Source organism: Variovorax stachyos (genome assembly GCF_051400855.1).
Taxonomy (GTDB): domain Bacteria; phylum Pseudomonadota; class Gammaproteobacteria; order Burkholderiales; family Burkholderiaceae_C; genus Variovorax.
The window spans coordinates 280,421-303,970 of sequence record NZ_JBLFFN010000005.1 but is presented as its reverse complement, the minus strand read 5'-3'; the positions used below and the strand labels follow the sequence as shown (position 1 = coordinate 303,970).

Annotated in this window: 20 protein-coding genes; 2 read left to right on the top strand and 18 right to left on the bottom strand. The window is 68.4% G+C overall.

Annotated elements, in window-relative coordinates:
* Nucleotides 1-23: 23 nt before the first annotated feature.
* The 11 genes from bamB to ACMGEZ_RS11800 all read right to left on the bottom strand — a co-directional run bounded on the left by bamB (nt 24) and on the right by ACMGEZ_RS11800 (nt 11,763).
* Entirely contained in the window at nt 24-1,169 is a 1,146-nt protein-coding gene (gene bamB, locus ACMGEZ_RS11850; protein WP_436822460.1) for an outer membrane protein assembly factor BamB, read from the bottom strand.
* On the bottom strand, nt 1,166-1,855 hold the full coding sequence (locus ACMGEZ_RS11845) for a YfgM family protein (RefSeq protein WP_436822459.1): 690 nt from the start codon (nt 1,853-1,855) through the stop codon (nt 1,166-1,168). Before ACMGEZ_RS11845 ends, bamB begins: the two co-directional genes overlap by 4 nt.
* A 6-nt stretch (nt 1,856-1,861) precedes the next feature.
* Nucleotides 1,862-3,172 carry a histidine--tRNA ligase gene (gene hisS / locus ACMGEZ_RS11840; RefSeq protein ID WP_436822458.1) on the bottom strand — a complete coding sequence of 437 codons (1,311 nt, stop codon included), beginning with the start codon at nt 3,170-3,172 and terminating at the stop codon, nt 1,862-1,864.
* Nucleotides 3,173-3,184: 12 nt separating this feature from the next.
* Nucleotides 3,185-4,480, bottom strand: a complete 1,296-nt coding sequence (gene ispG / locus ACMGEZ_RS11835) for a flavodoxin-dependent (E)-4-hydroxy-3-methylbut-2-enyl-diphosphate synthase (RefSeq protein WP_436822578.1) — start codon at nt 4,478-4,480, stop codon at nt 3,185-3,187.
* On the bottom strand, nt 4,480-5,400 hold the full coding sequence (locus tag ACMGEZ_RS11830) for a helix-turn-helix domain-containing protein (protein WP_436822457.1): 921 nt from the start codon (nt 5,398-5,400) through the stop codon (nt 4,480-4,482). The genes ispG and ACMGEZ_RS11830 overlap by 1 nt, the downstream gene beginning before the upstream one ends.
* Nucleotides 5,393-6,223, bottom strand: coding sequence for a type IV pilus biogenesis/stability protein PilW (gene pilW / locus ACMGEZ_RS11825; RefSeq protein WP_436822456.1), 831 nt, complete (start codon nt 6,221-6,223; stop codon nt 5,393-5,395). Before pilW ends, ACMGEZ_RS11830 begins: the two co-directional genes overlap by 8 nt.
* A 4-nt stretch (nt 6,224-6,227) precedes the next feature.
* Nucleotides 6,228-7,376: a dual-specificity RNA methyltransferase RlmN gene (gene rlmN, locus ACMGEZ_RS11820; protein WP_436822455.1), complete on the bottom strand. Its 1,149-nt coding sequence runs from the start codon at nt 7,374-7,376 to the stop codon at nt 6,228-6,230.
* A gap of 21 nt (nt 7,377-7,397) precedes the next feature.
* Nucleotides 7,398-7,817: a nucleoside-diphosphate kinase gene (ndk, locus tag ACMGEZ_RS11815; protein WP_436822454.1), complete on the bottom strand. Its 420-nt coding sequence runs from the start codon at nt 7,815-7,817 to the stop codon at nt 7,398-7,400.
* 150 nt (nt 7,818-7,967) lie between these two features.
* Entirely contained in the window at nt 7,968-9,653 is a 1,686-nt protein-coding gene (locus tag ACMGEZ_RS11810) for a pseudouridine synthase (RefSeq protein ID WP_436822453.1), read from the bottom strand.
* A complete protein-coding gene (scpB, locus tag ACMGEZ_RS11805; RefSeq protein WP_436822452.1) occupies nt 9,650-10,618 on the bottom strand; it encodes an SMC-Scp complex subunit ScpB in 969 nt (322 codons plus the stop codon). The genes ACMGEZ_RS11810 and scpB overlap by 4 nt, the downstream gene beginning before the upstream one ends.
* Nucleotides 10,619-10,746: 128 nt before the next feature.
* Complete coding sequence (locus tag ACMGEZ_RS11800) at nt 10,747-11,763, bottom strand: RluA family pseudouridine synthase (protein WP_436822577.1); 1,017 nt, start codon at nt 11,761-11,763, stop codon at nt 10,747-10,749.
* A gap of 23 nt (nt 11,764-11,786) precedes the next feature.
* On the opposite strand from ACMGEZ_RS11800, the gene ACMGEZ_RS11795 reads away from it, so the two are divergent.
* Nucleotides 11,787-12,596 (top strand): outer membrane protein assembly factor BamD, encoded by an 810-nt coding sequence (locus ACMGEZ_RS11795; RefSeq protein ID WP_436822451.1) that lies wholly within the window; start codon nt 11,787-11,789, stop codon nt 12,594-12,596.
* A gap of 39 nt (nt 12,597-12,635) precedes the next feature.
* On the opposite strand, the gene yoaA is transcribed toward ACMGEZ_RS11795, so the two are convergent.
* Together yoaA and ACMGEZ_RS11785 are read right to left on the bottom strand one after the other, a co-directional pair.
* Nucleotides 12,636-14,717 (bottom strand): DNA repair helicase YoaA, encoded by a 2,082-nt coding sequence (gene yoaA / locus ACMGEZ_RS11790; RefSeq protein WP_436822450.1) that lies wholly within the window; start codon nt 14,715-14,717, stop codon nt 12,636-12,638.
* A gap of 12 nt (nt 14,718-14,729) precedes the next feature.
* Nucleotides 14,730-14,936, bottom strand: a complete 207-nt coding sequence (locus ACMGEZ_RS11785) for a DUF465 domain-containing protein (RefSeq protein WP_436822449.1) — start codon at nt 14,934-14,936, stop codon at nt 14,730-14,732.
* An 89-nt stretch (nt 14,937-15,025) separates the two neighbouring features.
* Here ACMGEZ_RS11785 and ACMGEZ_RS11780 point away from each other — a divergent pair, with 89 nt between their 5' ends.
* Nucleotides 15,026-15,841, top strand: coding sequence for a PP2C family protein-serine/threonine phosphatase (locus tag ACMGEZ_RS11780; RefSeq protein ID WP_436822448.1), 816 nt, complete (start codon nt 15,026-15,028; stop codon nt 15,839-15,841).
* Nucleotides 15,842-15,857: 16 nt separating this feature from the next.
* On the opposite strand, the gene ACMGEZ_RS11775 is transcribed toward ACMGEZ_RS11780, so the two are convergent.
* From ACMGEZ_RS11775 to ACMGEZ_RS11755, 5 genes are all read right to left on the bottom strand, one after another.
* A complete protein-coding gene (locus ACMGEZ_RS11775; RefSeq protein WP_436822447.1) occupies nt 15,858-16,502 on the bottom strand; it encodes a hypothetical protein in 645 nt (214 codons plus the stop codon).
* Nucleotides 16,499-17,596 (bottom strand): cell division protein ZapE, encoded by a 1,098-nt coding sequence (gene zapE / locus ACMGEZ_RS11770; RefSeq protein ID WP_436822446.1) that lies wholly within the window; start codon nt 17,594-17,596, stop codon nt 16,499-16,501. The genes ACMGEZ_RS11775 and zapE overlap by 4 nt, the downstream gene beginning before the upstream one ends.
* A 4-nt stretch (nt 17,597-17,600) precedes the next feature.
* Nucleotides 17,601-19,031, bottom strand: coding sequence for a dihydrolipoyl dehydrogenase (gene lpdA / locus ACMGEZ_RS11765; protein ID WP_436822445.1), 1,431 nt, complete (start codon nt 19,029-19,031; stop codon nt 17,601-17,603).
* Nucleotides 19,032-19,197: 166 nt separating this feature from the next.
* A complete protein-coding gene (gene odhB / locus ACMGEZ_RS11760; protein WP_436822444.1) occupies nt 19,198-20,469 on the bottom strand; it encodes a 2-oxoglutarate dehydrogenase complex dihydrolipoyllysine-residue succinyltransferase in 1,272 nt (423 codons plus the stop codon).
* 42 nt (nt 20,470-20,511) lie between these two features.
* Nucleotides 20,512-23,391 (bottom strand): 2-oxoglutarate dehydrogenase E1 component, encoded by a 2,880-nt coding sequence (locus tag ACMGEZ_RS11755; protein WP_436822443.1) that lies wholly within the window; start codon nt 23,389-23,391, stop codon nt 20,512-20,514.
* Between the last annotated feature and the right edge of the window lie 159 nt (nt 23,392-23,550).

Here is a 23,550-nt window from a genome sequence, read left to right as displayed (position 1 = left end):
TCGCGGTCCTACGTTCTTACGTTCTACTCAGGCCGGTAGCCGAAGATGCCGCCGTTGCGGGTCACGACCACGACCGTATTGCCCGAGAGCACCGGCGCCGCGGCGATGGGGGAGCCATCGGGCGTGAGGCGGTTGAGCAGCGCGCCGTCCTCGCGCGAGATCACATGCACTAGGCCCGCGGCGTCGCCGATGATCAGCGAGCGCCCGACCGCGAGCGGCGCGGTCAGCGTGCGGTACTTGAAATGCTCGGTCTGCCACGCCCGCTCGCCATCGTTGCGGCGCCAGGCCACCACATTGCCGTTGTCCTCGGTGCCGTAGATGAAGCGGTCGTCGCCGGAAACGCCGTCAGCCCCGCTGGCCGGCTTGCTCCACAGCACGGTGCCGCGCAAGGTGTCGACGCAGCCGACGCTGGCGTAGTAGGCGCGCGCGCAGACGGAGTCGCCGACGCGGCTCACGCTGCCGGTCAGGTCGACGAGGCGCTCGACGTCGTTGGTGCCGCGCGGGGCGGCAATCGGCGCTTCCCATCGCGAGGTGCCGTTGGCCGGATTGATGCCGACCAGCCGGCCGCCCACGCCGGCCACCAGGGTGTCATCGACGGCGATCAGCACGCCTGGCCGCTTCAGCACCAGATTCTCGGCAGTGCGCTGCTGCGACCACAGCCGGCGGCCGCTCTGGCCGTCCCACGCGGTGGTGGTGCGATCCGCGCTCTGCACGAAGACGCGGCGGCCGGCCACCAGCGGCGCGGTGTACGACTGGGCCGGGAGCCGCTGCCGCCACAGCACCTTCCCGCCCTGAAGGGCGACGAGTTCGTTGCCGGTGGTGATCACTGCCGCCAGCGAGCCGTCGCTGCCGACGCCGGCGGCCAACGGGGCCCCCACGCCGGCGCGCCAGGACTCCTGGCCCGAGCGGGCATCGATCATGACGACAGTTCCGTCGCTGGAAGCCACCGTCACCATGTCGCCGCTCACGTCGGTCGCAAGCGGGAACTCCACCTTCGGGATGCGAATGCTCCAGGCCTGCCGCACCCCCAGCACCGCCGGGTTGGGCGGCAGCTCCGCCGGCTTGGGCTTGGGCGTGCCCGAGCAGGCCGCGAGCGCGGCGACGACAAGCGCGGCAGCGCCGGCGCGCAGGAGGGAGGCGGAGAGCATCGAACGCTGGCTGAAATTCATGGTGTGTTCTTGGCGGGAGATGCGGTGCCGGCCGGAGCCAGGCTCTTGGGGTCGACACCGACCGCGTTGAGCTTGATCTCGACCAATCGGCGGTACTCGTTGCCAGGATCGAAGGCGGCCCAGGCCTTGCGGTATTCCGCCTTGGCCTCTTCGCGCTTGCCCTGGCTCATGTAGACGTCGCCCTTGCGGTCGGCCGCGAGGGCCTCGAATTCCTTGGGCATGCCGACCGAGAGCTGCTTGAGCGCCTCATCGTAGGACTTGGCCTCGACCAGCACGCCGGCCAGGCGCAGCCGGGCCACCGCCTGGTAGCCGGGGTCGGTGCCGTGCTCCGCCACCCAGGCCAGCGCGGTGCGCGAGGCGTCGGCATTGCCCTTCTCGTACAGCACGCGGGCGGCCAGCAGGCCGCCCTGCTGGGCATAGGCCGTGCGGGCGAACTTGCTCTTCATGTCGGCCAGCGCGCGCTCGACGCGGGCCGTATCGCCGGCCTGCGCGCCGCGCTCGAGCTCGTCGTAGAGCGCCGAGGCGCGTGCGGTCTGCTCGCGCTGCCAGTATTGCCAGCCGGTCCAGGCCAGGAAGGCGCCGGCCGCCAGCACCACGACCCAGGTGATCAGCGTGCCGTAGGTGTTCCAGAAATGCTTGAGCTGATCGAGCTGTTCCTGTTCTTCGAGATCGAGATGGGTGGCCATGTGCTGTCAGTTCTTGGGAGCCGGGGATTGTAGGGTGGCGGCCCAGGCGGCCGGATCGGCCAGCGGGCGCGCGGTCTGGGCTCCGGTGCCGTCGCGCAGCGCCTTCACGGTGAGCTCGCCGCGCGCCAGTTCGTCGGCGCCGAAGACCAGTGCGTAGGCCGCACCGCTGCTGTCGGCCTTCTTGAACTGCGACTTGAAGCTGCCCAGGCTGTCCGCGGTGGCGGCGTGCATCTGCACCCGCACGCCGGCCTCGCGCAGCTGCTGCAGCGTGCGCAGCGCGACCGGCATTGCGGCCGCGTCCGGCACCACCGCATAGGCGTCGGGCGCGGGCGTGGGGATCGCGGTGCCCTGCTCCTTCACCAGCTCGAGCACGCGCTCCACGCCGATGGCCCAGCCGACGGCCGGCGCGGGCTTGCCGCCGAGCTGCTCGAACAAGCCGTCGTAGCGCCCGCCGGCGCACACCGTGCCCTGGGAGCCGAGCCGGTCGGTCACGAACTCGAAGACGCTCAGGTTGTAGTAGTCGAGTCCGCGCACCAGGCGCGGGTTGACGGTGTAGGCGATCTCGTTGGCGTCGAGGATGGCCTTCAGGCCGTCGAAGTGCGCCAGCGACTCTGCCCCCAGGAAGTCGATCAGCTTGGGGGCCGCTTCCACCAGCGCCTTCATCGCCGGATTCTTGGTGTCGAGGATGCGCAGCGGATTGCTGTGCAGGCGGCGCCTAGCGTCCTCGTCGAGCTGGTCGGCGTGCGCCTCGAAGTGCGCGATCAATTGCGCGCGGTGCTGCGCGCGTTCGGCCGGCTGGCCGAGGCTGTTGATCTCCAGCCGCACATCGGCGAGGCCGATGGCCTTCCAAAGCGCGTTGGCCAGCAGGATCAGCTCGGCGTCGACGTCCGGCCCGGCGAAGCCCAGCGCCTCGACATCGATCTGGTGGAACTGTCGGAAGCGGCCGCGCTGCGGCTTCTCGCGCCGGAACATCGGGCCCATGGCCCACAGGCGCTTGCCGCCGTCGTACAGCATGTTGTGCTCGATGGCGGCGCGCACGATGCCGGCGGTGTTCTCCGGACGCAGTGTCAGGTGGTCGTTGTCGCCGTACTTGTCCGAGCGGTCGTGGAAGGAATACATCTCCTTCTCGACGATGTCCGTCACCTCGCCGATCCCGCGCACGAACAGCGCCGTGTGCTCCAGGATCGGCGTGCGGATATTGCGGTAGGCGAAGCGCGACATCAGTTCGCGCACCACGCCCTCGAGCCATTCCCAGCGCGCCGATTCCGGCGGCAAGGTGTCGTTCATGCCTTTGACGGCATTCAGTTTGTCAGCCATGGATTTGGACACTCAGGCGGGTTGCGCAGCAGGCGCGCCGCCGAAGCGTTTCTCGACGTAGTTTTCGACCAGTTGATGGAACTCGGCAGCGATGTTGTCGCCGCGCAGGGTGAGCGCCTTCTCGCCATCGATGAAGACCGGCGCGGCCGGCGCCTCGCCGGTGCCGGGCAGGCTGATGCCGATGTCGGCATGCTTGCTCTCGCCGGGGCCGTTGACGATGCAGCCCATCACGGCCACCTTCATCGTCTCGACCCCCGGATACTTGGTACGCCAAACCGGCATCTGCATGCGCAGGTAATCGTCGATCTCCTTGGCCAGCACCTGGAAGGTGGTGCTGGTGGTGCGTCCGCAGCCGGGGCAGGCGGTGACACTGGGCACGAACACGCGCAGGCCCAGGGCCTGCAGGATCTCGTTGGCGATCACCACCTCCTGCGTGCGCGCTTCGCCCGGCTGGGGCGTAAGGGAGACGCGGATCGTGTCGCCGATGCCTTCCTGCAGCAGGATCGACAAGGCGGTCGCCGAGGCCACCGTGCCCTTGGTGCCCATGCCGGCCTCGGTCAGGCCCAGGTGCAGCGCATAGTCGCAGCGCTTGGCCAGTTCCCGATAGACCGAGATCAGGTCCTGCACGCCGCTCACCTTGCAGCTGAGGATGATCTGGCTGCCGTCCATCCCCATCGATTCGGCGAGCTGCGCCGAGCCGATGGCCGAGCTGACCAGCGCCTCGTACATCACCTGCTTGGCGTCCCAGGGTTCGGCGCGGCGGCTGTTGATGTCCATCAGGCTGGCCAGCAGCTCCTGGTCGAGGCTGCCCCAGTTGACGCCGATGCGCACCGGCTTGGTCCAGCGCATCGCGGCATCGATCATCTGGCCGAACTGGCGGTCGCGCTTGTCGCCCTTGCCCACGTTGCCGGGGTTGATGCGGTACTTGCTGAGTGCCTCCGCGCAGGCGGGGAAGTCGGTCAGCAGGCGATGGCCGTTGTAGTGAAAGTCGCCGATCAGCGGGACATCGACGCCCATGCGGTCGAGCTGCTCGCGAATGTAGGGCACCTGCGCAGCGGCCTCGGGCGTGTTAACCGTGATGCGCACCATCTCCGAGCCGGCCTGCGCCAGGTCCTTGACCTGGATCGCAGTGCCGATCGCATCCACGGTGTCGGTGTTGGTCATCGACTGCACCCGCACCGGCGCGTCGCCACCCACGGTGACGGTGCGCGGGCCCCAGACCACCCTGGCCTGGCGCGAGCGGCGCGCGCGCGGCGCGGCCGACTCGATGGGCAGGCAACTTTGGGGACGCACCGTGTCGTCGTTCATCATGGTTTCACCTCGAAACGGGCCACCCCGCCGCCGCGCGTCAGCGGCTTCAGGTCGAAGGCCTTGCCGCGCACCTGCACGTCCACGGCCGAGGCACGGCCAACGACCACCGACAGGGGCAAGGTACCGTTGAGTCCGACGGTTTCGCCGGCCTGCACCGTGCGCCGCAGCAAGGACTTGCCGCCGGCTTCGTTCACCGTCACCCAGGAGTCCTCGCGCGCGATGAAGACGATCAGATCCGCCGCATTGGCCGGCGGCGGCGCCGGTGCCTGGACCGCCGGGGCTGCCGCCGTAGCGGGCGCCCCGCCTGGGGCCGAGGCAACGGCCAGCGGTGCGGGCTGGACCGACTCGACGACGGTGCCGCCGGCCTGCGGCCCTGCAGGCGCTTGTGCCGAAGGCGCCGATGGCTCGCTACTGTCGGCCCGCCTGCTGATCTGCGAGATCGCCTCGCCGACCCGGTCGAAAATCGATTGCGGCAGCCAGAACAGCACCGCCGCGCCGACGAGCAGCAACCCGACGACCGTCAGCAGCCGGCGCGAGGGCAGGCCGTTGGAGCTGCTGCTGGCGCGCACCTGCGATGGCAGGGGCTTGCTCATGGTGCGATCGGCTTGTGCCAGCCCCGCGGGCTGCGCGCCCGGCAGCTTGGCCAGCACCGGCGCGGGGTCGATGCGCAGGGCGCGGCAGACGCTGGCGGCGAGCGCACGCGCGAACACGGGATCGGGCAAGGCTTCGATGTCGTCGGACTCCAGTGCGGCCAGCTTCTGCGGCGTCACCTTGAGCGCAGCGGCCACCATGTCGAGGTGCAGGCCGTGCGCCTCGCGCGCCTGCCGCAACATGTCGCCAGCCGACATGTGCGTGTTGTCGCCTGTCATCAGGGGTACCGCAGCCGAGGCCCCGAATTCGCTCGCCTTCTCAATCATTGAAGTTTCCGCGCTCATAGGCCACGGCCTCGCGCGATTGGGGGAAGCGCCGCTGCAGCTGTCCGGCAAGCTGGGTGACCGCGTCGCGGTTGTTGAGCCGGCGTTCGACCTTGATGCCCAGCCACAGCGTCTCGGCATTGGCCGCGGGGCCGTTGTTGATGCGGCGGATGTAGAACTGCGCGCGCGACCAGTCCTCGCGCTGCGCCAGCAGCGAAGCCAGGTTGTAGCCGATCACCGGGTTGCCGGCATCGAGCTCGTAGGCCTGCATCAGGCTGCGCTCGGCCTCGGGGCGCTGGCCGGCGCGCAATTGGCACACGCCCTGCGTCATCAGCGTCTTGGCGCGGTCGCCGTAGGTGGAGATGGCCAGGGCCGCCGCGAACTGCTGCTGCGCGTCGGCGAAGCGGTTCTGCTGGCACAGCAGCCAGCCGTAGTTGTGCAGCGTGTTGGGCTCGCGCGGGTTCAGTGCGATGGCGCGGCGAAAGCTGTCCTCGGCCAGGCCGGCGTCGTCCAGGCGCATGTAGACCAGGCCGCGCAGGTTGTAGGCGTCGGCGAAGTTGGGATCGGCGGCGAGTGCCTGCTTGATCTCGTCCAGCGCCACCGTGGCCTGCCCCTGCTCGAAGTAGCCGATGGCCAGCTCGAGGCGCAGACGGGCGCGCTTGCGGGCATTGCCCTCGTCCGAGTCGGTGACGATGCCGCCCGCGTTGCCGGCCGTGCTGGGCACGCCGGCATCCTTGGTGGCGCAGCCGGCGAGCAGGAATGCCGCCGCGACGCCGAAGAGCGCTTGCATCATCCGCTGCCACGCGGTCGAAGGGGCCTTGATCATTGCTTCATTGCTCCTGGGCGGTGGACGTGGCGGGCTTCTTGCGCGCCGGGTGCAGCACCACGGTGCGCCGCTGCGCCATGCGCTGGGCGGCGTTGGTCCGGTCCTTCACGTCGCCGGCCAGCTGGCCGCAGGCTGCGTCGATGTCGTCGCCACGGGTCTTGCGCACCGTGGTCACGATGCCTGCTTCGCTCAGGAGCCGGGCGAAGGCGAGCACGCGCGGCTGCGGCGAGCGCAGCAGGCCCGAGGCCGGAAAGGGGTTGAAAGGGATCAGGTTGAACTTGCAGGAGATGCCCTGCGAGCGCACCAGATCGACGAGCTGGCGCGCATGCTCGGGCTGGTCGTTCACGCCGTCGAGCATGCAGTACTCGAAGGTGATGAAGTCGCGCGGCGCGTGCGCCAGGTAGCGCTGGCACGCGTCGAGCAACTCGACCAGCGGGTATTTGCGGTTGAGCGGCACCAGGTCGTCGCGCAGCGCATCGTTGGGCGCATGCAGCGACACCGCCAGTGCCACCGGGCAATCGGCACCGAGCCTATCGATCATGGGCACCACCCCGGAAGTCGACACCGTGACCCGACGGCGCGACAGGCCGTACGCGTTGTCGTCGAGCATGGTGCGCAGGGCGGGCACCAGGGCTGCGTAGTTCTGCAGCGGCTCGCCCATGCCCATCATCACGACGTTGGAGATCACGCGCTCGTCACGTTTCAGGTGCTTGCGCAGGAAGTGCTCGGCAAACCACAGCTGGGCCACGATTTCGCCGGTGCTCAGATTGCGGCTGAAGCCCTGGTGCCCGGTAGAGCAGAAGCGGCATCCCACCGCGCAGCCGGCCTGGGATGACACGCACAGCGTGCCGCGATCGTCCTCGGGGATGAACACGGCTTCGACTGCGTTGCCGTCGCCGACATCGAACAGCCACTTGATGGTGCCGTCGGCAGATTCCTGCTGGGTGATGACCGGCAGTGGCTCGACGTGCGCGCTGCCCGCGAGCTTCTCGCGCAGCGACTTGGCGAGGTCGGTCATCTGCGCGAAATCGCTCGCGCCGCGCTGATGGATCCAGCGGAACAGCTGGGTGGCGCGGAAGCGCTTCTCCCCGAGCCTTTCGCAGAACGCGGCCAGCCCCTCGAGATCGAAGTCGAGCAGGTTGGCCGTGGTCATTGCGGGAGAAGGCGCTTCGCCTCAGCGGGCCTTGAGCTCGGGGAAGAAGAAGGCGATCTCGACCTTCGCGGTTTCGGCGGCGTCGGAGCCGTGCACGGCATTGGCATCGATGCTGTCCGCGAAGTCGGCGCGGATGGTGCCCGGGGCTGCCTTCTTGGGGTCGGTGGCGCCCATCAGATCGCGGTTCTTGCTGATGGCGTCCTCGCCCTCGAGTGCCTGCACGAACACCGGACCGGAGATCATGAAGCTGACCAGATCCTTGAAGAAGGGGCGCTCCTTGTGCACGGCGTAGAACTGCTCGGCTTCGGCCTGCGACAGCTGCACCAGCTTGGCGGCCACGATCTTCAGGCCGGCGGCCTCGAAGCGGGAGACGATCTTGCCGATGACGTTCTTTGCCACGGCGTCGGGCTTGATGATGGAGAGGGTGCGTTCGATGGCCATTGAAGTGCTTTCTTGAGTGCTTGGATTTCGATGAGTTCCGTCAAGCCGCAGCGACAGGCTGCGCTCCCTTGACAAAGCCTCTGATTTTAACCGGCGCGGCCATCACCGCCCGTGACGGGCGGGTGAATGAACCCTGGCCGATCGCGCGATTCAGCGGCCGCGGCGGCGGCCGCCGCCCTGGCCGCCCTGCCCGCCGAAATTGCCGCCCGAGGGCCCTCCCCCGCCGCCGCGGCGCGGACCCGAGCGCTGCTCCTTGCGCTGGCGCGAGAAGCTGTCGGCGCCGATGTAGCCCAGCGAGGTCTTCATCGGATCGGGCTGGCTGTTGCCGCCGCCACCGCCGGGCGCGCGGTCGTCGCGCTTGCCGCCCTGCCGGTTGCGGCGCGGCTGCCCTTGTCCCTGCCCTTGCGGCGCGCCGCCGTTGCCGCCGCGGCCGCGGGCGCCCGGCCCGCTGGTCAGGGGATTCGGGATCGGCGGCTCGCGGCTCTCGGCCTGTGCACCGCCGCCGCCGTTTCGGTTGCCCCGGCGCTTGCGATTGCGATTGTTGCGGCCACCGCCGTCCTGGCCGCCGCCCTTCGGGCCGGGCGCGCCTCGTGCGGGGCGCTCTGCGCCCACCGCCTGGAACAGCGCCCGGATGTCGCGCTCGTCCAGCTCCATCCAGGCGCCGCGCTTCAGTCCGCGCGGCAACACCATGGCGCCGTAGCGGATGCGGATCAAGCGGCTGACCGCGTGGCCGACCGATTCGAAAAGGCGGCGCACCTCGCGGTTGCGGCCCTCGGAGATGGTGACGCGGTACCAGCAGTTCGAGCCTTCGCCACCGCCGTCCTCGATGGTGCCGAAATGCGCCATGCCGTCGTCGAGGCGCACGCCTTCAAGCAGGCGCTGCTTCTCGTCGTTGCTCAGCGCGCCCAGCACGCGGACCGCGTACTCGCGCTCCAGGCCGAAGCGCGGATGCATCAGCTGATTGGCCAGCTCGCCGGAGCTGGTGAAGAGCAGCAAGCCCTCGGTGTTGAGATCGAGGCGGCCGACCGACTGCCATTTGCCTTGCGGCAGGCGCGGCAGCTTGCGGAACACGGTGGGGCGGTTCTGCGGATCGTCGTGCGTGACGACCTCGCCGACGGGCTTGTGGTAGGCGATCACGCGCGCCGGCGGCGGCGCGATGCGGTAGCGGATCGGCTTGCCGTTGAGCTTGACCTGGTCGCCGAACTGAATGCGCTGGCCGATGTGGGCCGGCTCGTTGTTGACCGAGATGCGCCCCTGCAGGATGAGCTGTTCCATCTCGAGCCGCGAGCCAAGGCCAGCCTGCGCCAGTACCTTGTGCAGCTTCGGCGAATCGGCCTCTGGCAGCAGCACACGCTTGAGCGGCGGCACCTCCGGGCTGTCCTCGTCGGCGTCGAACTGGCCCGACACGACATCGACGAAGCGGATCGGCTCGGGCGGCGGCGCGTTGCGCTGCTCGCGCTCGGCGGCGCGGCGGGCGCGGTCGAGGTCGTCTTCTTCTTCGTCGGGCTCTTCGTCCTCGTCTTCCTCTCCTTCGTCCTCATCCCGCGCCTCTTCCACGACTGGCGCGTGGGCTTCCACAGGAGGTGCCTCGACCGGTGGCGCTTCCGGCGCTTCCGGCGCGACAAGCACGACCGGCGTCTCGGCACCCTCGGCTTCTGCGGGCTGCTCAGCCGGCTTGCGACGGCGCGGCCGGCGTTTGCGTGGCGCCTCTGCGGGACCCTCGCCCGCGGCTTCGGCGCCGTCTTCTGACGGCTGCGCGGGAGACGCCGCGACTTCTTCCTCGGACACGGGTCCGGGCGGCAGCATCGCTGCGTCTTCAGGATCGGATGGGCTCATGGTCGGGTTCCGGAACGAACGGCGGGGATGTCTTCCTCATCGGCATCGACGTCGGCGTCGGAGCCGGGGCCGGAAGAGGACTGGGGCTCGGACTCGAGCTCGGGACCAGCGGGAGCGGCCTGCAGGGGAACGTCCAGCGCGGATGGGGGAGCTGCTTCGGACTCGTGCTCCGGCTGCACTTCGGACTCTGCCGCCGGCCCCGTATCGCCCTCTGGTTGGAGGATGGATTCTTCCCGGGCCCCGGACTCTGCTCCTGCCGCCGCCGGGGCCTCGGGCAACAGTGCCTGGTCGTGCGCACCTTCGACATGCACCGCGGCAAGCTCGGTCTGCACCCGCTCGGAACCGGCCTCGCTTTCCATGCCGACGGCGATGTCGGCTGCGGGCTCGTCGATCGGCAGTCCCGCTTGCCGGTCGGCAGCCTGGGCCAGGGCGTCGGCCAGCGCAGCCTGCTGGGCCGGGGTCTCGATCACCGGGAGCTGGTCGAGCGATTCCAGGCCGAGGTCGTCGAGGAACTGGCGCGTGGTCGCGTAGAGCGCCGGGCGGCCCACCGTCTCGCGATGGCCGATGACCTCGACCCAGTTGCGGTCTTCGAGCTGCTTGAGGATGAGCGAGTTGATGGTGACGCCGCGGATGTCTTCCATGTCGCCGCGCGTGACCGGCTGGCGGTAGGCAATGATGGCCAGCGTCTCGAGCGCGGCGCGCGTGTAGCGCGGCGGCTTCTCGGGATGCAGGCGATCGAGGTGGTCGCGCAGCTCGGGACGGCTCTGGAAGCGCCAGCCGCTGGCCACGCTCACGAGCTCCAGGCCGCGCTGCGACCAGTCTTCCTGCAACTCGTGCAACAGCGACTTGATCGTGTCGGCGCCCAGCTCGTCATCGAACAGCACGCGCAGTTCGCGCACCGGCAAGGGCTGGGTCGAACAGATCAAGGCGGTTTCGAGAATGCGCTTGGCATCCGCCGTATTCATGGTTCGCGGTATCCGGGAAAAGGCGCCTTGGAGACGCTTGTTTTTCAGAAGGATGGAAGAAGCGCTGCCGGCACTCGGGCGATTGACAGCGAAGCCGGCATCGGAGGGCCGGCGCGGCCCTCGGGCCGTCAGGCGCGATTGTAATCCAGCCCCCACGCCTGCATAGCCTGCACCAGGTCGAGAGGCGGCGCGGACAGGAACTCCATCGGCGCGCCGGTGACCGGATGCGCGAAAGCGAGCCTGAAGGCATGCAGCGCCTGCCGCGCCAGCCCCGCCGCGGCGGCGCCGCCATAGAGCGTGTCGCCCACCAGCGGATGGCCGATGGAGGCCATGTGCACGCGGATCTGGTGCGTGCGCCCCGTCTCCAGCGTGCAGCGCACGGTGCAGCCTTGATCGTTGCTGTCCAACGCCTCGATCAGCGTGCGTGCGGGCTTCCCGGAGTGGCGTTCGAGGTCGACCACGGCCATGCGCAGCCGGTTGCGCGGGTCGCGCCCGATCGCCGTATCCACATGGCGCGCGGCCGCGCCCTGCCAGCTGCGGTGCGCGAGCGCGAGGTACTGGCGCTTGACTTCGCGCGCCGCGATCAGCGCCACCAGCGCATCCATCGCCGGGCGACTGCGGGCGACGACCATCAGGCCGCTGGTGTCGCGGTCCAGCCGGTGGACGATCCCCGCGCGCGGCAGCAGCGACGCCCGCGGGTCCTGCGCCAGCAACCCGTTGAGCAGCGTGCCGCTCCAATGGCCCGGCGCGGGATGGACCACGAGGCCGGCCGGCTTGTCGATGATGCGCAGGTGCTCGTCCTCGTGGACCACCGTGATCGGCATGCGCTCCGGCTTGAAGGCCTGGCTTTGAGGCGTGGGCCGCAATTCGATGCTGCCGATCTCGCCGGCATGGACCGTGGCGGCGGCCTTGGTCGCGACACGATGCTGGATCGTGACCGCACCGGCCTCGATCAGCTGCTGCAGGTAGCTGCGAGAGAACTCGGGCACCAGGGCCGCCAGTGCGCGGTCGAGGCGCTGCCCGTGCTGCGCCTCGTGGATGAGGAAGCTGCGGATCTCGCTGGGCTCGGTCGGCTCGGCGCCTTCGTCGTGCTCGACCCCGTCCGGAGGCTCGCCCAGAGGGGTGGCCGATATAATTGAAGGCACTGTTTTCACGAAAGCCTGATGTGATGAGTCGCGCCAAATTATCGGTTGTCCCCGCCTGGCTGGCCTTGTGCTCGGCCGCATGGCTGGTGGCCGGCTGCTCGTCGACCTCGGCCGACAAGACTGCCAACTGGAGTCCCAACCGCATCTACTCCGAAGCCAAGGAAGAAGCGGACTCCGGCGCCTACGACAAGGCCGTGCCCCTGTTCGAGAAGCTCGAAGGTCGGGCAGCCGGCACGCCCCTCGCCCAGCAGGCGCAACTGGACAAGGCCTTTGCCCAGTACAAGTCCGGCGACAAGCCCGCCGCCATCGCGACCATCGACCGCTTCATGAAGCTGCATCCGGCCAGTCCGGCGATGGACTACGCCATCTATCTCAAGGGCGTGGTCAACTTCAACGACGACCTCGGCATGTTCGGCTGGCTGACGCGCCAGGACCTGTCGGAGCGCGACCAGAAGGCGGCCAAGGAATCCTTCGAGGCCTTCAAGGAACTGGTTACCCGCTTCCCGGCGTCGCGCTACACGCCCGATGCGCGCCAGCGCATGAACTACATCGTCAACTCGCTGGCCCAGTACGAGGTGCACGTGGCGCGCTACTACTTCAACCGCGGTGCCTACCTGGCGGCAATCAACCGCGCGCAGCTGGCGCTGGCGGACTACCGCGAAGTGCCGGCGCTCGAGGAGGCGCTCTACATCATGGTCCAGTCGTACGACGCGCTCGGCATGGCGGACCTGCGCGACGACGCAAAACGCGTGCTGACCACCAACTATCCCCAGAGCGAGTACCTGTCGCGCGGCTTCCGCGGCAAGGACGACCCGTGGTGGAAGCTCTGGTAGCGAAGCGAGAAAAAGGCCCGGTCCGGGCCTTTTTCTTTTTCAGGGCGTGACAAGCTCGCGCAGCGCGGCCTCGAAGGCGGCCTCGTCTTCGAGCCGCCGCATCGGCGGCAAGGCAGACAGCAGCCGGCGCCCATAACCCATGGCGACGAGCCGCGTGTCGCAGATCGCCAGCACGCCACGGTCGGTCTCGCGTCGGATCAGCCGGCCGGCGCCCTGCTTGAGCGCCACCGCGGCTTCGGGAAGCGAATAGTCGGCGAAGGCGCTGCGGCCCTGCGATTCGAGGCGCTGCGAGCGCGCCTCGACCAGCGGATCGTTGGGCGGCGGGAAAGGCAGTTTGTCGATGACCACCAGTTGCAGGGCGTCGCCGGGCGCGTCGAAGCCCTCCCAGAACGAGGCCGAGGCCACCAGCACGCAGCCCGCGCGGCCGTGCGAGGCACCTTCGCGGAAGCGCTCCATCAGCACCCGCTTGGGCAGCTCGCCCTGCACCAGCACCTCCGGCCTGCGCGCGGCATCCATGGGCTCGAAGTGCTGGCGGATCGCGTCGCCAATGGTGCGCAGCGCGCGCAGCGTGGTCGTCAGCACCAGCGTGCGTCCGCCCAGCACGGCGGCCCCCTGCGCGGCGAGCCGTGCCACCTGCACGCTGTGCGCCGGATCGCTGGGTTTCGGAAACAGGCGCGGCACGTAGAGCGCCGCTTGGCGCGCATAGTCGAACGGGCTCTGCACGCGCAGCACTTCGGCGCTCTCCAGGCCGCAGGGCTCGGTGAACCAGCGCAGCTTCGGGTCGTCGCCCAACGTGGCGGAGGTAAACACCCAGGCGCGCCCCTGCTCCTGCGCGTCGCCCTGCCCGGTCTTGAGGACGCGCGTGCGCACTGCCTCCGCGATGTCCAGCGGCGACTCGACCAACCGGAGCTGCGTGCCCACGTCCACCCAGCGCACCGACTCCGGCGCGCAGGGCTTGGCGAAGCGCGCTGCGCGTTCGGCCAGCTGTTCGGCGCGCTCGTGCAGCCGCACGAAATCGGGCGAGAGCTCGCTCACCGTGTCCAGGCCCCGGGCGGCTTCCGCAAAGGCGTGCTTCAGCGCGTCGAGCGCGCCTTGCCAGGCTTCGGCCATCACCCCTTCCGGCGCCGGGCCGGCCCAGCGCAGCTTGGCGCCAGGCCATTGCTTGCCGGCGGCCAGGCGCAGTTCCCTGGCCGCGTGGTCTGTCGCTGCGACCAGCTGCTGCCAGTCGACCAGGCCGCGCGCGTGCTGCAGGCCGGCCGCGAGCATGTCGCGCGCGAAGTCCAGGGCCTGCCCACTGCCCAGCTGCGCGCCGAGAAACTGCACGCCGGTCTCGTTGAGCTGGTGGGCCTCGTCGAACACCACCACGCGCACCGTCGGCAGCAATTCGGCCATACCCGACTCGCGCACGGCGAGATCGGCGAAAAACAGGTGATGGTTGATCACCACCACATCGGCCGCCATGGCCTCGCGCCGGGCCAGGTTGACATGGCAGGGCTTGAACTGCGGGCACTGGGCGCCGAGGCAGTTGTCGCGGGTGGAAGTGACCAGCGGAATCAGCGGCGAGCGCTCGTCCAGTCCCGGCAGCTCGGCCAGGTCCCCGGTACGGGTGGCCTTGGACCACTGCTCGATCTTCGCCAGCGTGCGCAGGGTGCCGCGCTCGGGCAGGCTCGCGTCGTGCCGCGCCTGGTCGAGCCGGTGCAGACACAGGTAGGCGGCGCGGCCCTTGAGCAAAGCCGTGCGCAACGGCAGGCCCAGCGCCTCGACCAGCCGCGGCAGGTCACGGCCGAAGAGCTGGTCCTGCAGGGCCTTGGTGGCGGTCGACAGCAGCACGCGCTCGCCACTCAGCAGCGCCGGTACCAGGTAGGAGAAGGTCTTGCCGACGCCGGTGCCGGCCTCCACCACCAGCAGGCCGCCCTGGTCGATGGCACGGGCCACGGCCAGCGCCATCTGGGTCTGGCCCTCGCGTTCGCGGAACTGCTCGGCCGCCTGCGAGAGCACGCCGTGCTGGGCGAAGGCGGCCTGGACTTCGGCCGCCAGGTGGCCGGCCTCCCGCGACGCGCGGGCAGGCTCGGGGGATACCGCGTCTGCCTCGAAGTCTTCGGGCCAATCGACGATGGACATGGATGACGGGCCCTAAGCAGGCTCTTGCGGGTCGAGCAGGTGCTCAAGCCGCGCGATGCAATCGCGCAGGAACAGCCGCTTCTTCTTCAGCCGGCGCAGCAGCAGGTCGTCGCGCGGCTCGATGGTCTCGGCCAGCCGGTCGATGGCGGCATCCAGGTCGGCATGCTCCATGCGCAGTTCGATCAGTTGGCGAGAGAAGGAGTGGAGATTGGAGTCCAAGGGATGATGCGAAGACGTGACGGAGTGCTCTCCGGCTTGGCTCGGGTTGACTCGATAATGTACGTCCTCGTTCCCACTCGCCAGACCTTATGCAGGACTTTGCCGGCGCTGCCGCGCCCCCGACTCGAGGCTTTCGGCTTGCAGCCGCGACCGGCCTTCACAAGGGCGACCGCCCCTATCAGCAGGACCAGGTCCTGCTGATGAACCACCCGCGGGCGGCGGGCTGCGTGCTCGGCGTTGTCGCCGACGGGATGGGCGGGCGCAGCGGAGGACGCAAGGCCTCCGACCAGGTGCTGATGACGGCGCGCCAGCTGTTCGCCCGCTACAAGCCGGGACGCGACGAGGCGGTGCATGTGCTGCGGCAGCTGCTCGAGGAAGCCAACACGGTCATCAAGCTGACGGCCCTGTCCAGCGAGCAGGAACCGCACAGCACCGTGGCCGCCTTCCTGATGAACCCCGAGGGCGACTGCGCCTGGATCCATGCCGGCGATTCGCGCATCTACCACTTCCGGCGCGGCCAGCTGGTCAAGCGCACCAAGGACCACTCCTACGTGCAGGCGCTGGTGGACCGCGGCGAGATCAGCGAGGCAGAGGCCAACATCCACCCGCAAAGCAACATCCTGCTCGGCTGCCTGGGCATGAAGTCCATGCCGCCGCCCGTCGACATCCACCTCGTCCCCAAGCTCGAGCCCGACGATCTGCTGTTGGCCTGCAGCGACGGCCTCTGGCACTACTTCACACCTCAGGAGATGGGCCGCGTGCTGGCCGAGCAATCGCCGCGCGCCGCCGCGGAGCTGCTGGTGGCCGAGGCGCGCAAGCGGGCACGCGGAACCGGCGACAACATTTCGCTGGCCATCCTCAAGCTCGAAGTCCTGCCCGACCCGCAGGACGCGGAAGAGGACTGAACTTCCGCGTCCGCGTTCAGGGCGGCGTGGGCAGCGGCGCCGCGCGCGGCTTGGTGTTTTCGGCGTTGCGCCGCTCGCGATCGCGGCGATGCTGCTCCGCCCGCTCGAGCCTGCGCTCATGGGCCTCGCGATTGGCGGGAGCCTCGGCGCGCCGGCTCGCGGCCTTGGCCTGCTCCTCGGCATGGGCCCGCTGCTTCTCCTCGAACTGCCGCCGCTTCTCCGCCGCCTCCGAGGCGAGGCGGGCGCGATCCTGGGCATGGTCCGCGGCGCGCTGCTCGCGCTCCTGCTGCGACCTCAGGGACTTCTCCTGCTCCGCCGCGGTGTCCTGGGCGCGGGGGTTCGCCTTCTTGTCCTCGAGCCGGTCGAGCGCGGCCGCGCCGCGCCGCTTGCGCTCGATGTCATTCATCGCCGCTTCCTGGCGCTTGATGTTCTCGGTGGCCTGGCGGCGGCGGCGGCGGCTGTCGTCCAGGCAGCCCTGGACGGCGAATCTCTGGTAGCAGGCCGCCTGCTCGGCGGCGAAGCGCTCGTCTACTTCCTTGCGCTCCTGTTCCAGGCGCGCGCGCTCGGCGGCGAAATCCGCCTGGCCGGTGGTGGCAGTGGTCTGCGCCCACAGCGGCGCGGCGCCGAGGACGATCATCAGGGAAAGGAGCAGCTTCTTCATGTGAGGCGGGTGTCCACGATGCGTCGCTCCTGCGCAAGGAACTCGGTCGACTGCATCTCGTTGAGCCTCGAGACGGTGCGCGGGAACTCATGGGCCAGGGGCCCTTCGGTGTACAGGGCCTCGGGGGGGACCTCGGCCGACATGATGAGTTTCACGCGCCGATCGTAGAACACGTCGATCAGCCATGTGAAACGACGTGCTTCAGAGGCCATGCGCACCGGCATGTGGGGCACGTCGGACAGCAGCACGGTGTGGAACTGGCTGGCGATCTCGAGGTAGTCGTTCTGGGAGCGCGGGCCCCCGCAAAGGGTCTTGAAATCGAACCAGACCACGCCGCCGGCCTTGCGCCGCGCATGGATCTCGCGCGCCTCGATGTGCAGCACCGGGTTCTCGTCGGCGCTTTCGGCCAGGCGCTCGAAGGCGTGCCGCATCTCCTTGTCGGCCGCGGCGCCATTCGGGGTGAGGTAGAGCTTGACCTGCTCGAGCGTGCGGCGGCGGTAATCGGTGCCGTTGTCGACGTTGACCACCTCGAGGCGCTGGTTGAGCAGCTCGATCGCCGGCAGGATGCGGTCGCGGTGCAGGCCGCCCGGATAGAGATCGTCGGGCCTGAAGTTCGAAGTGGTCACGAAGCCCACGTCGTTGTCGAACAGCGCGACCAGCAGCCGGTGCAGGATCATCGCGTCCGTGATGTCCGCGACATGGAACTCGTCGAAGCAGATCAGCTTGTAGCGCTTGGCGATGCGGCGCCCGAGCTCTTCCAGCGGGTTGACCGTGCCCTGCAGTTCGGCCAGCTCGCGGTGCACCTCGCGCATGAACTCGTGAAAGTGCAGCCGCGTCTTGCGCCGCAGCGGCACCGCGTTGAAGAAGCAGTCCATCAGGAAGCTCTTGCCGCGCCCCACCCCGCCGTACATGTAGACGCCGCGCGGGATCTCGGGCCGGTTGATGAGTTTCTTGAAGGCGTTGGAGCGCTGCGACTTGTACGCAGCCCATTCGCTGGCGCAGCGGTCAAGCGCCTCGACGGCACGCAGCTGCGCGGGGTCGCTCTGGTACCCCCGCGCAACCAGCTCCGCTTCGTAGGCCTGTTGGACGCTCAAGGGGTCAGAAGTTCAGCGTGCGCTTGTCCACCGCAAGCGCCGCTTCCTTCGTGGCTTCCGAGAGCGAGGGATGCGCATGGCAGATGCGCGCGATGTCCTCGGCGCTGGCCTTGAACTCCATCGCCACCACGGCCTCGGAGATCAGCTCGCTGGCCATCGGGCCGACGATGTGCACGCCGAGAATCTCGTCAGTGGCCGCATCGGCCAGGAACTTGACCATGCCCGTCGTGTCGCCGAGTGCGCGCGCGCGCCCGTTGGCCAGGAACGGGAAGGTGCCGGCCTTGTAGGCGCGCCCCTCGGCCTTGAGCTGCTGCTCGGTCTGGCCGACCCAGGCGATCTCGGGCGAGGTGTAGATCACCCACGGGATGGTGTTGAAGTTCACGTGGCCGTGCTGGCCCGCGATGCGCTCGGCCACCGCCACGCCTTCTTCTTCCGCCTTGTGCGCGAGCATCGGGCCGCGCACCACGTCGCCGATGGCCCAGACATTCGGCAGGCTGGTCCGGCACTCGTCGTCGACCACGATCGCGCCGCGCTCGTCGAGCTTCAGGCCCACCGCCTCGGGGTTGAGGCCGATGGTGTTGGGGATGCGGCCGATCGAGACGATCAGCTTGTCGACCTCGAGCGTCTGCGCCTCGCCCTTGGCATTGGTCCAGGCGACCGAAACCCCCTTCTTGCCGGACTTGACTTCGCCGACCTTGACGCCGAGCTCGACCTTCAGGCCTTGCTTGACGAAGGCCTTGTGCGCCTCCTTGGCGATCTGCTCGTCCACTGCGCCCAGGAAGGTCGGCAGCGCTTCGAGCACGGTGACCTCCGAACCCAGCCGGCGCCAGACCGAGCCCATCTCGAGCCCGATCACGCCGGAGCCGATCAGCCCCAGCTTCTTCGGCACGGAAGGGATGCGCAGCGCGCCGTCGTTCGAAAGGATGTTCTCTTCATCGAAGTCGGTCCCCGGCAGCGCGCGCGGATTGGAGCCCGTCGCCACGATGATGTGCTTGCCTTCGATGGACTCCTCGGCCGCGCCGGTCACCTTCAGCTCGTAGCCCGCGCCGGATGCCTTCACGAAGGCGCCCCGGCCATGGAAGAAGGTGATCTTGTTCTTCTTGAACAGGTAGGTGATGCCGTCGTTGTTCTGCTTCACCACCGCGTCCTTGCGACCGAGCATCTTGTCGATGTCGAGGCCCAGGCCTTCGACCTTGATGCCATGGTCGGCAAAGTGCTTGCCGGCATGCTCGAAATGCTCGGAGGACTGCAGCAGCGCCTTCGAGGGGATGCAGCCGATGTTGGTGCAGGTGCCGCCCAGCGCGGGGCCGCCCTTGGCGTTCTTCCACTCGTCGATGCAGGCGACGTTGAAGCCGAGCTGCGCCGCGCGGATGGCCGCGACGTAACCGCCGGGGCCGCCACCGATGACGATGACGTCGAATTGCTTGTTGGCCATTGATTTTTCTTTCAGAAGTTGTTCGCGTTCGTCGCCCCGGATCACGCACGGCAAGCGCAGCGAGGCCCGTTCGGGAGACCCCGCGGAACCGGCTTTGCCGGGCCGCTGGGGTCGCCCCCTTGAGGGGGGAGGCGGCTACACGAAGTGAGCAAGCAACGGGGGTGGGTCAAATGTCGAACAAGAGGCGAGCGGGATCTTCCAGCGCTTCCTTCATGGCGACCAGGCCCAGCACGGCTTCGCGGCCGTCGATGATGCGGTGGTCATAGGACATCGCAAGGTAGTTCATCGGCCGCACGACGACCTGCCCGTTCTCGACCACGGCGCGGTCCTTGGTCGCGTGCACGCCCAGGATGGCCGACTGCGGCGGGTTGATGATGGGCGTCGACAGCATCGAACCGAACACGCCGCCGTTGGAGATGGAGAAGGTGCCGCCGGTCATCTCCTCGATGCCCAGCTTGCCGTCCTTCGCCTTCTGCCCGTACTCGGCGATCTTCTTCTCGATGTCCGCAAAGCTCATCTGGTCGGCATTGCGCAAAATCGGCACCACGAGGCCGCGCGGCGAACCCACCGCGATGCCGATGTCGAAGTAGCCGTGGTAGACGATGTCGTTGCCGTCCACTGACGCATTGATCACCGGGTACTTCTTGAGCGCATGCACCGCCGCCTTCACGAAGAAGCTCATGAAGCCGATCTTCACGCCGTGCTCCTTCTCGAACTTCTCCTGGTAGCGCTTGCGCATCTCCATGACGGGCGCCATGTTCACCTCGTTGAAGGTGGTCAGGATGGCGTTGGTGGATTGCGACTGCAGCAGGCGCTCGGCGATGCGGGCGCGCAGGCGGCTCATCGGCACGCGCTCTTCGGGGCGCTCGCCCAGGTCCGGCGCGGCGGCGGGCGATGCGACCTGCGGCAGTGCCGTCTTGGGAGCGCCGGTGGGAATCGCGGCGGGAGCGGCCTTGGCCGTGGCGCCGCCCGCGACGGCGGAGAGCACGTCGCCCTTGGTGACGCGGCCGTCCTTGCCGGTGCCGCTCACGTCGCCGGTCGTCAGCTTGTTGTCGGCCAGCAGCTTGGCGGCGGCCGGCATCGCAACGTCGGATTTCGAGCCGCCCGTGGCCGCGGTTGCAGCGGCTGCGGGTGCCGCCGCGGGAGCGGCCGCAGGCGCCGCCGGTGCCGCGGCGGGTGCAGCCGCACCTGCCTTGGCGTCCGTGTCGATCTTGGCGATCACCTGCTCGGCCACGACGGTGGCGCCGTCGCCGGCGACGATCTCGGCCAGCACGCCGGCGGAAGGTGCCGGCACCTCCAGCACGACCTTGTCGGTCTCGATCTCGATCAGGATTTCATCGATGGCGACCGCTTCGCCGGGCTTCTTCTTCCATTGCAGCATCGTGGCTTCGGCCACGGATTCGGACAACTGGGGGACTTTGACTTCAACGATGGACATTTTGGAGTTCGCTTCGCTTCGTGTTCTTGAGTGAGGTTGTTTTTACTTGGTGAGCACGAAGCCCTTGAGCTTGCCGAAGGCGCCGTCGACCAGTGCCTTCTGCTGCTCCTGGTGCAGGTGGGAGTAGCCGACCGCGGGCGACGCCGAGGCGGCGCGACCCGAGTAGCCGAGCTTCTGGCCTTCCTGCAGGTTCTCGTGGATGTTGTGCTGCACGAAGAACCAGGCGCCCTGGTTCTGCGGCTCGTCCTGGCACCACACCACGTCGATGAGATTCGGATACTTCCTGAGTTCGGTGCCGAAGACCTTGTGCGGGAAGGGATAGAGCTGCTCGACGCGGATGATCGCCACGTCGTCGCTGCCCTTCTCCTCGCGCTTTTTCGCCAGGTCGTAGTAGACCTTGCCGGAGCAGGCGATCACGCGCTTGACCTTGTCGGCCTTGAGCTCCTTGTTGTCGGGAATGACGGTCTGAAAGCTGCCCTTGGTGAACTCCGACAGCGGCGAGGTCGCGTCCTTGTTCCGCAGCAGCGACTTGGGCGTCATGATGATCAGCGGCTTGCGCAGGCTGCGCACCATCTGGCGGCGAAGCACGTGGAAGATCTGGCTCGCGGTGGTGGGCTGCACGACCTGCATGTTGGTGTCGGCCGACAGCTGCATGAAGCGCTCCAGGCGCGCCGAGCTGTGCTCCGGGCCCTGCCCTTCATAGCCGTGCGGCAGCATCAGCGTGATGCCGTTGACGCGGCCCCACTTCACCTCGCCGGAGGCGATGAACTGGTCGATCACAACCTGCGCGCCGTTGGCGAAGTCGCCGAACTGCGCCTCCCAGATCACCAGCGTGTTGGGATCGTTCGAGGCATAGCCGTATTCGAAGGCCAGCACCGCCTCTTCCGACAGGATGGAGTCGATGACGACGAAGGGCGCCTGGTTGTCGGCCACGTTCTGCAGCGGCACGTAAGTGCCTTCGTCGAACTTCTCGCGGTTCTGGTCGTGCAGCACGGCGTGGCGGTGGGTGAAGGTGCCGCGCCCACTGTCCTCGCCCGAGAGGCGCACCGGATAGCCGCTGGCCACCAGCGAGGCGAAGGCCATGTGCTCGCCCATGCCCCAGTCGACATTGATCTCGCCGCGGCCCATGGCAGCGCGGTCGTCCAGCACCTTCTTGACCAGCGGGTGCACGGTGAACTTCTCGGGCGCCTTGGTGATGCGCTCCGCCAGGCGCTTCCACTCCGCCGTCGGAATGGCCGTGTCGCCGGCATCGGTCCACTTCTTGTTGAGGAAGGGGCTCCAGTCGACCGCGTACTTGCTCTTGAAGTTGGTGAGCACCGGGTTGGTGGTGTTCTTGCCCGCGTCGAAGGCAGCGCGCTGCGCCTTCACCAGGTCGTCGCCGAGCGTGTCGCCCAGGCCCTGTGCGGCGAGCCGGTCGGCGTACAGCTTGCGGGTGCCGGGGTGCGCTGCGATCTTCTTGTACATCAGCGGCTGGGTGAGCGAGGGCGTGTCCTGCTCGTTGTGGCCCAGCTTGCGGAAGCAGACGATGTCGACCACGACGTCCTTCTGGAACTCCATGCGGAACTCCAGCGCCAGCTGGGTCGCCAGCACCACGGCTTCCGGGTCGTCGCCGTTCACGTGCAGCACCGGCGCCTCGATCATCTTGACGATGTCGGTGCAGTACAGCGTCGAGCGGCTGTCGCGCGGGTCGCTGGTGGTGAAGCCGATCTGGTTGTTGATCACGATGTGCACCGTGCCGCCGGTGGAGTAGCCGCGGGTCTCGGCCAGGGCCAGCGTTTCCATCACCACGCCCTGCCCCGCGAAGGCGGCGTCGCCATGCACGATCACCGGCAGCACCTGCTTGCCCTGCGGGTCGGCGCGACGGTCCATGCGGGCGCGTACCGAGCCCTCGACCACCGGGTTCACGATCTCGAGGTGCGACGGATTGAAGGCCAGGCTCAGGTGGACCGGGCCGCCGGGCGTCGAGACGTCGGAGCTGAAGCCCTGGTGGTACTTGACGTCGCCGCTGGGCAGCTCTTCGGGCGCCGTGTGGTCGAACTCGGCGAACAGGTCGGCCGGCATCTTGCCGAGCGAATTGACCAGCACGTTGAGGCGGCCGCGGTGGGCCATGCCGATCACGATCTCCTGCACGCCCTTGACGCCGGCCTGGCTGATCAGCTCGTCCATCGAGACGATGAAGCTCTCGCCGCCTTCCAGCGAAAAGCGCTTCTGGCCGACGTACTTGGTGTGGAGGAAGCGCTCCAGGCCCTCGGCAGCCGTCAGGCGCTCCAGGATGCGCTTCTTCTGCTCGGTGTTCAGCTTGGGGTTGGTCCGCGCGCTTTCGAGCCGCTGCTGCCACCAGCGCTTCTGCCCCTGGTCCGTCATGTACATGTACTCGGCGCCGATCGTGCCGCAGTAGGTCTCGCGCAGCGCGTTCAGCAGGTCGCGCAGCGACATCGTCTCCCTGCCGAAGAAGGTGTTGCTCGTGTTGAACACCGTCTCGAGGTCACCGTCGGTGAAGCCGTAGAACGAGGGCTCGAGCTCGGGGATGGCCGGGCGCTCGGTGCGCTTGAGCGGATCGAGGTCGGCCCAGCGCGCGCCGACGTTGCGATAGGCGGCGATCAGCTGCTGGACTGCCGTGCGCTGGCGGCCGAGCTCGGAATCGGCTCCGCTGGCCTGCACCACCCTGGTGGTGCCCTGCTTGGCGCGCTCGGCAAAGGCGTTGATGACCGGCTGGTGGGGGACGTCCCGCGTGGTGCTGCCGTCGGTGGCCGGCACGTTCTGCAGCGCATCGAAGTAGGAGCGCCAGTTGTCGGGCACGCTGCCGGGATTGGCGAGATAGTTCTCGTACATCTCTTCGACATAGGGGGCATTGCCGCCGAAGAGGTAGGTGTTGCCTTGGTAGGCGTGATAGATGGACGCGGAGGACGTCGAATCGCTCATGTTGCGCTGACCTTCGCTTCCCTTGGGGAAGCATTAGCTGGTTTGAGAAACCTTCCGCGACACGGCTGAACCGGTTGGCGGATGCGACTGTGGCTGGGGAAGGGCCGGAGTACCTTGGCATTGTGCCATGGCAACTATGTGACGACGGAAAGCGTCGGC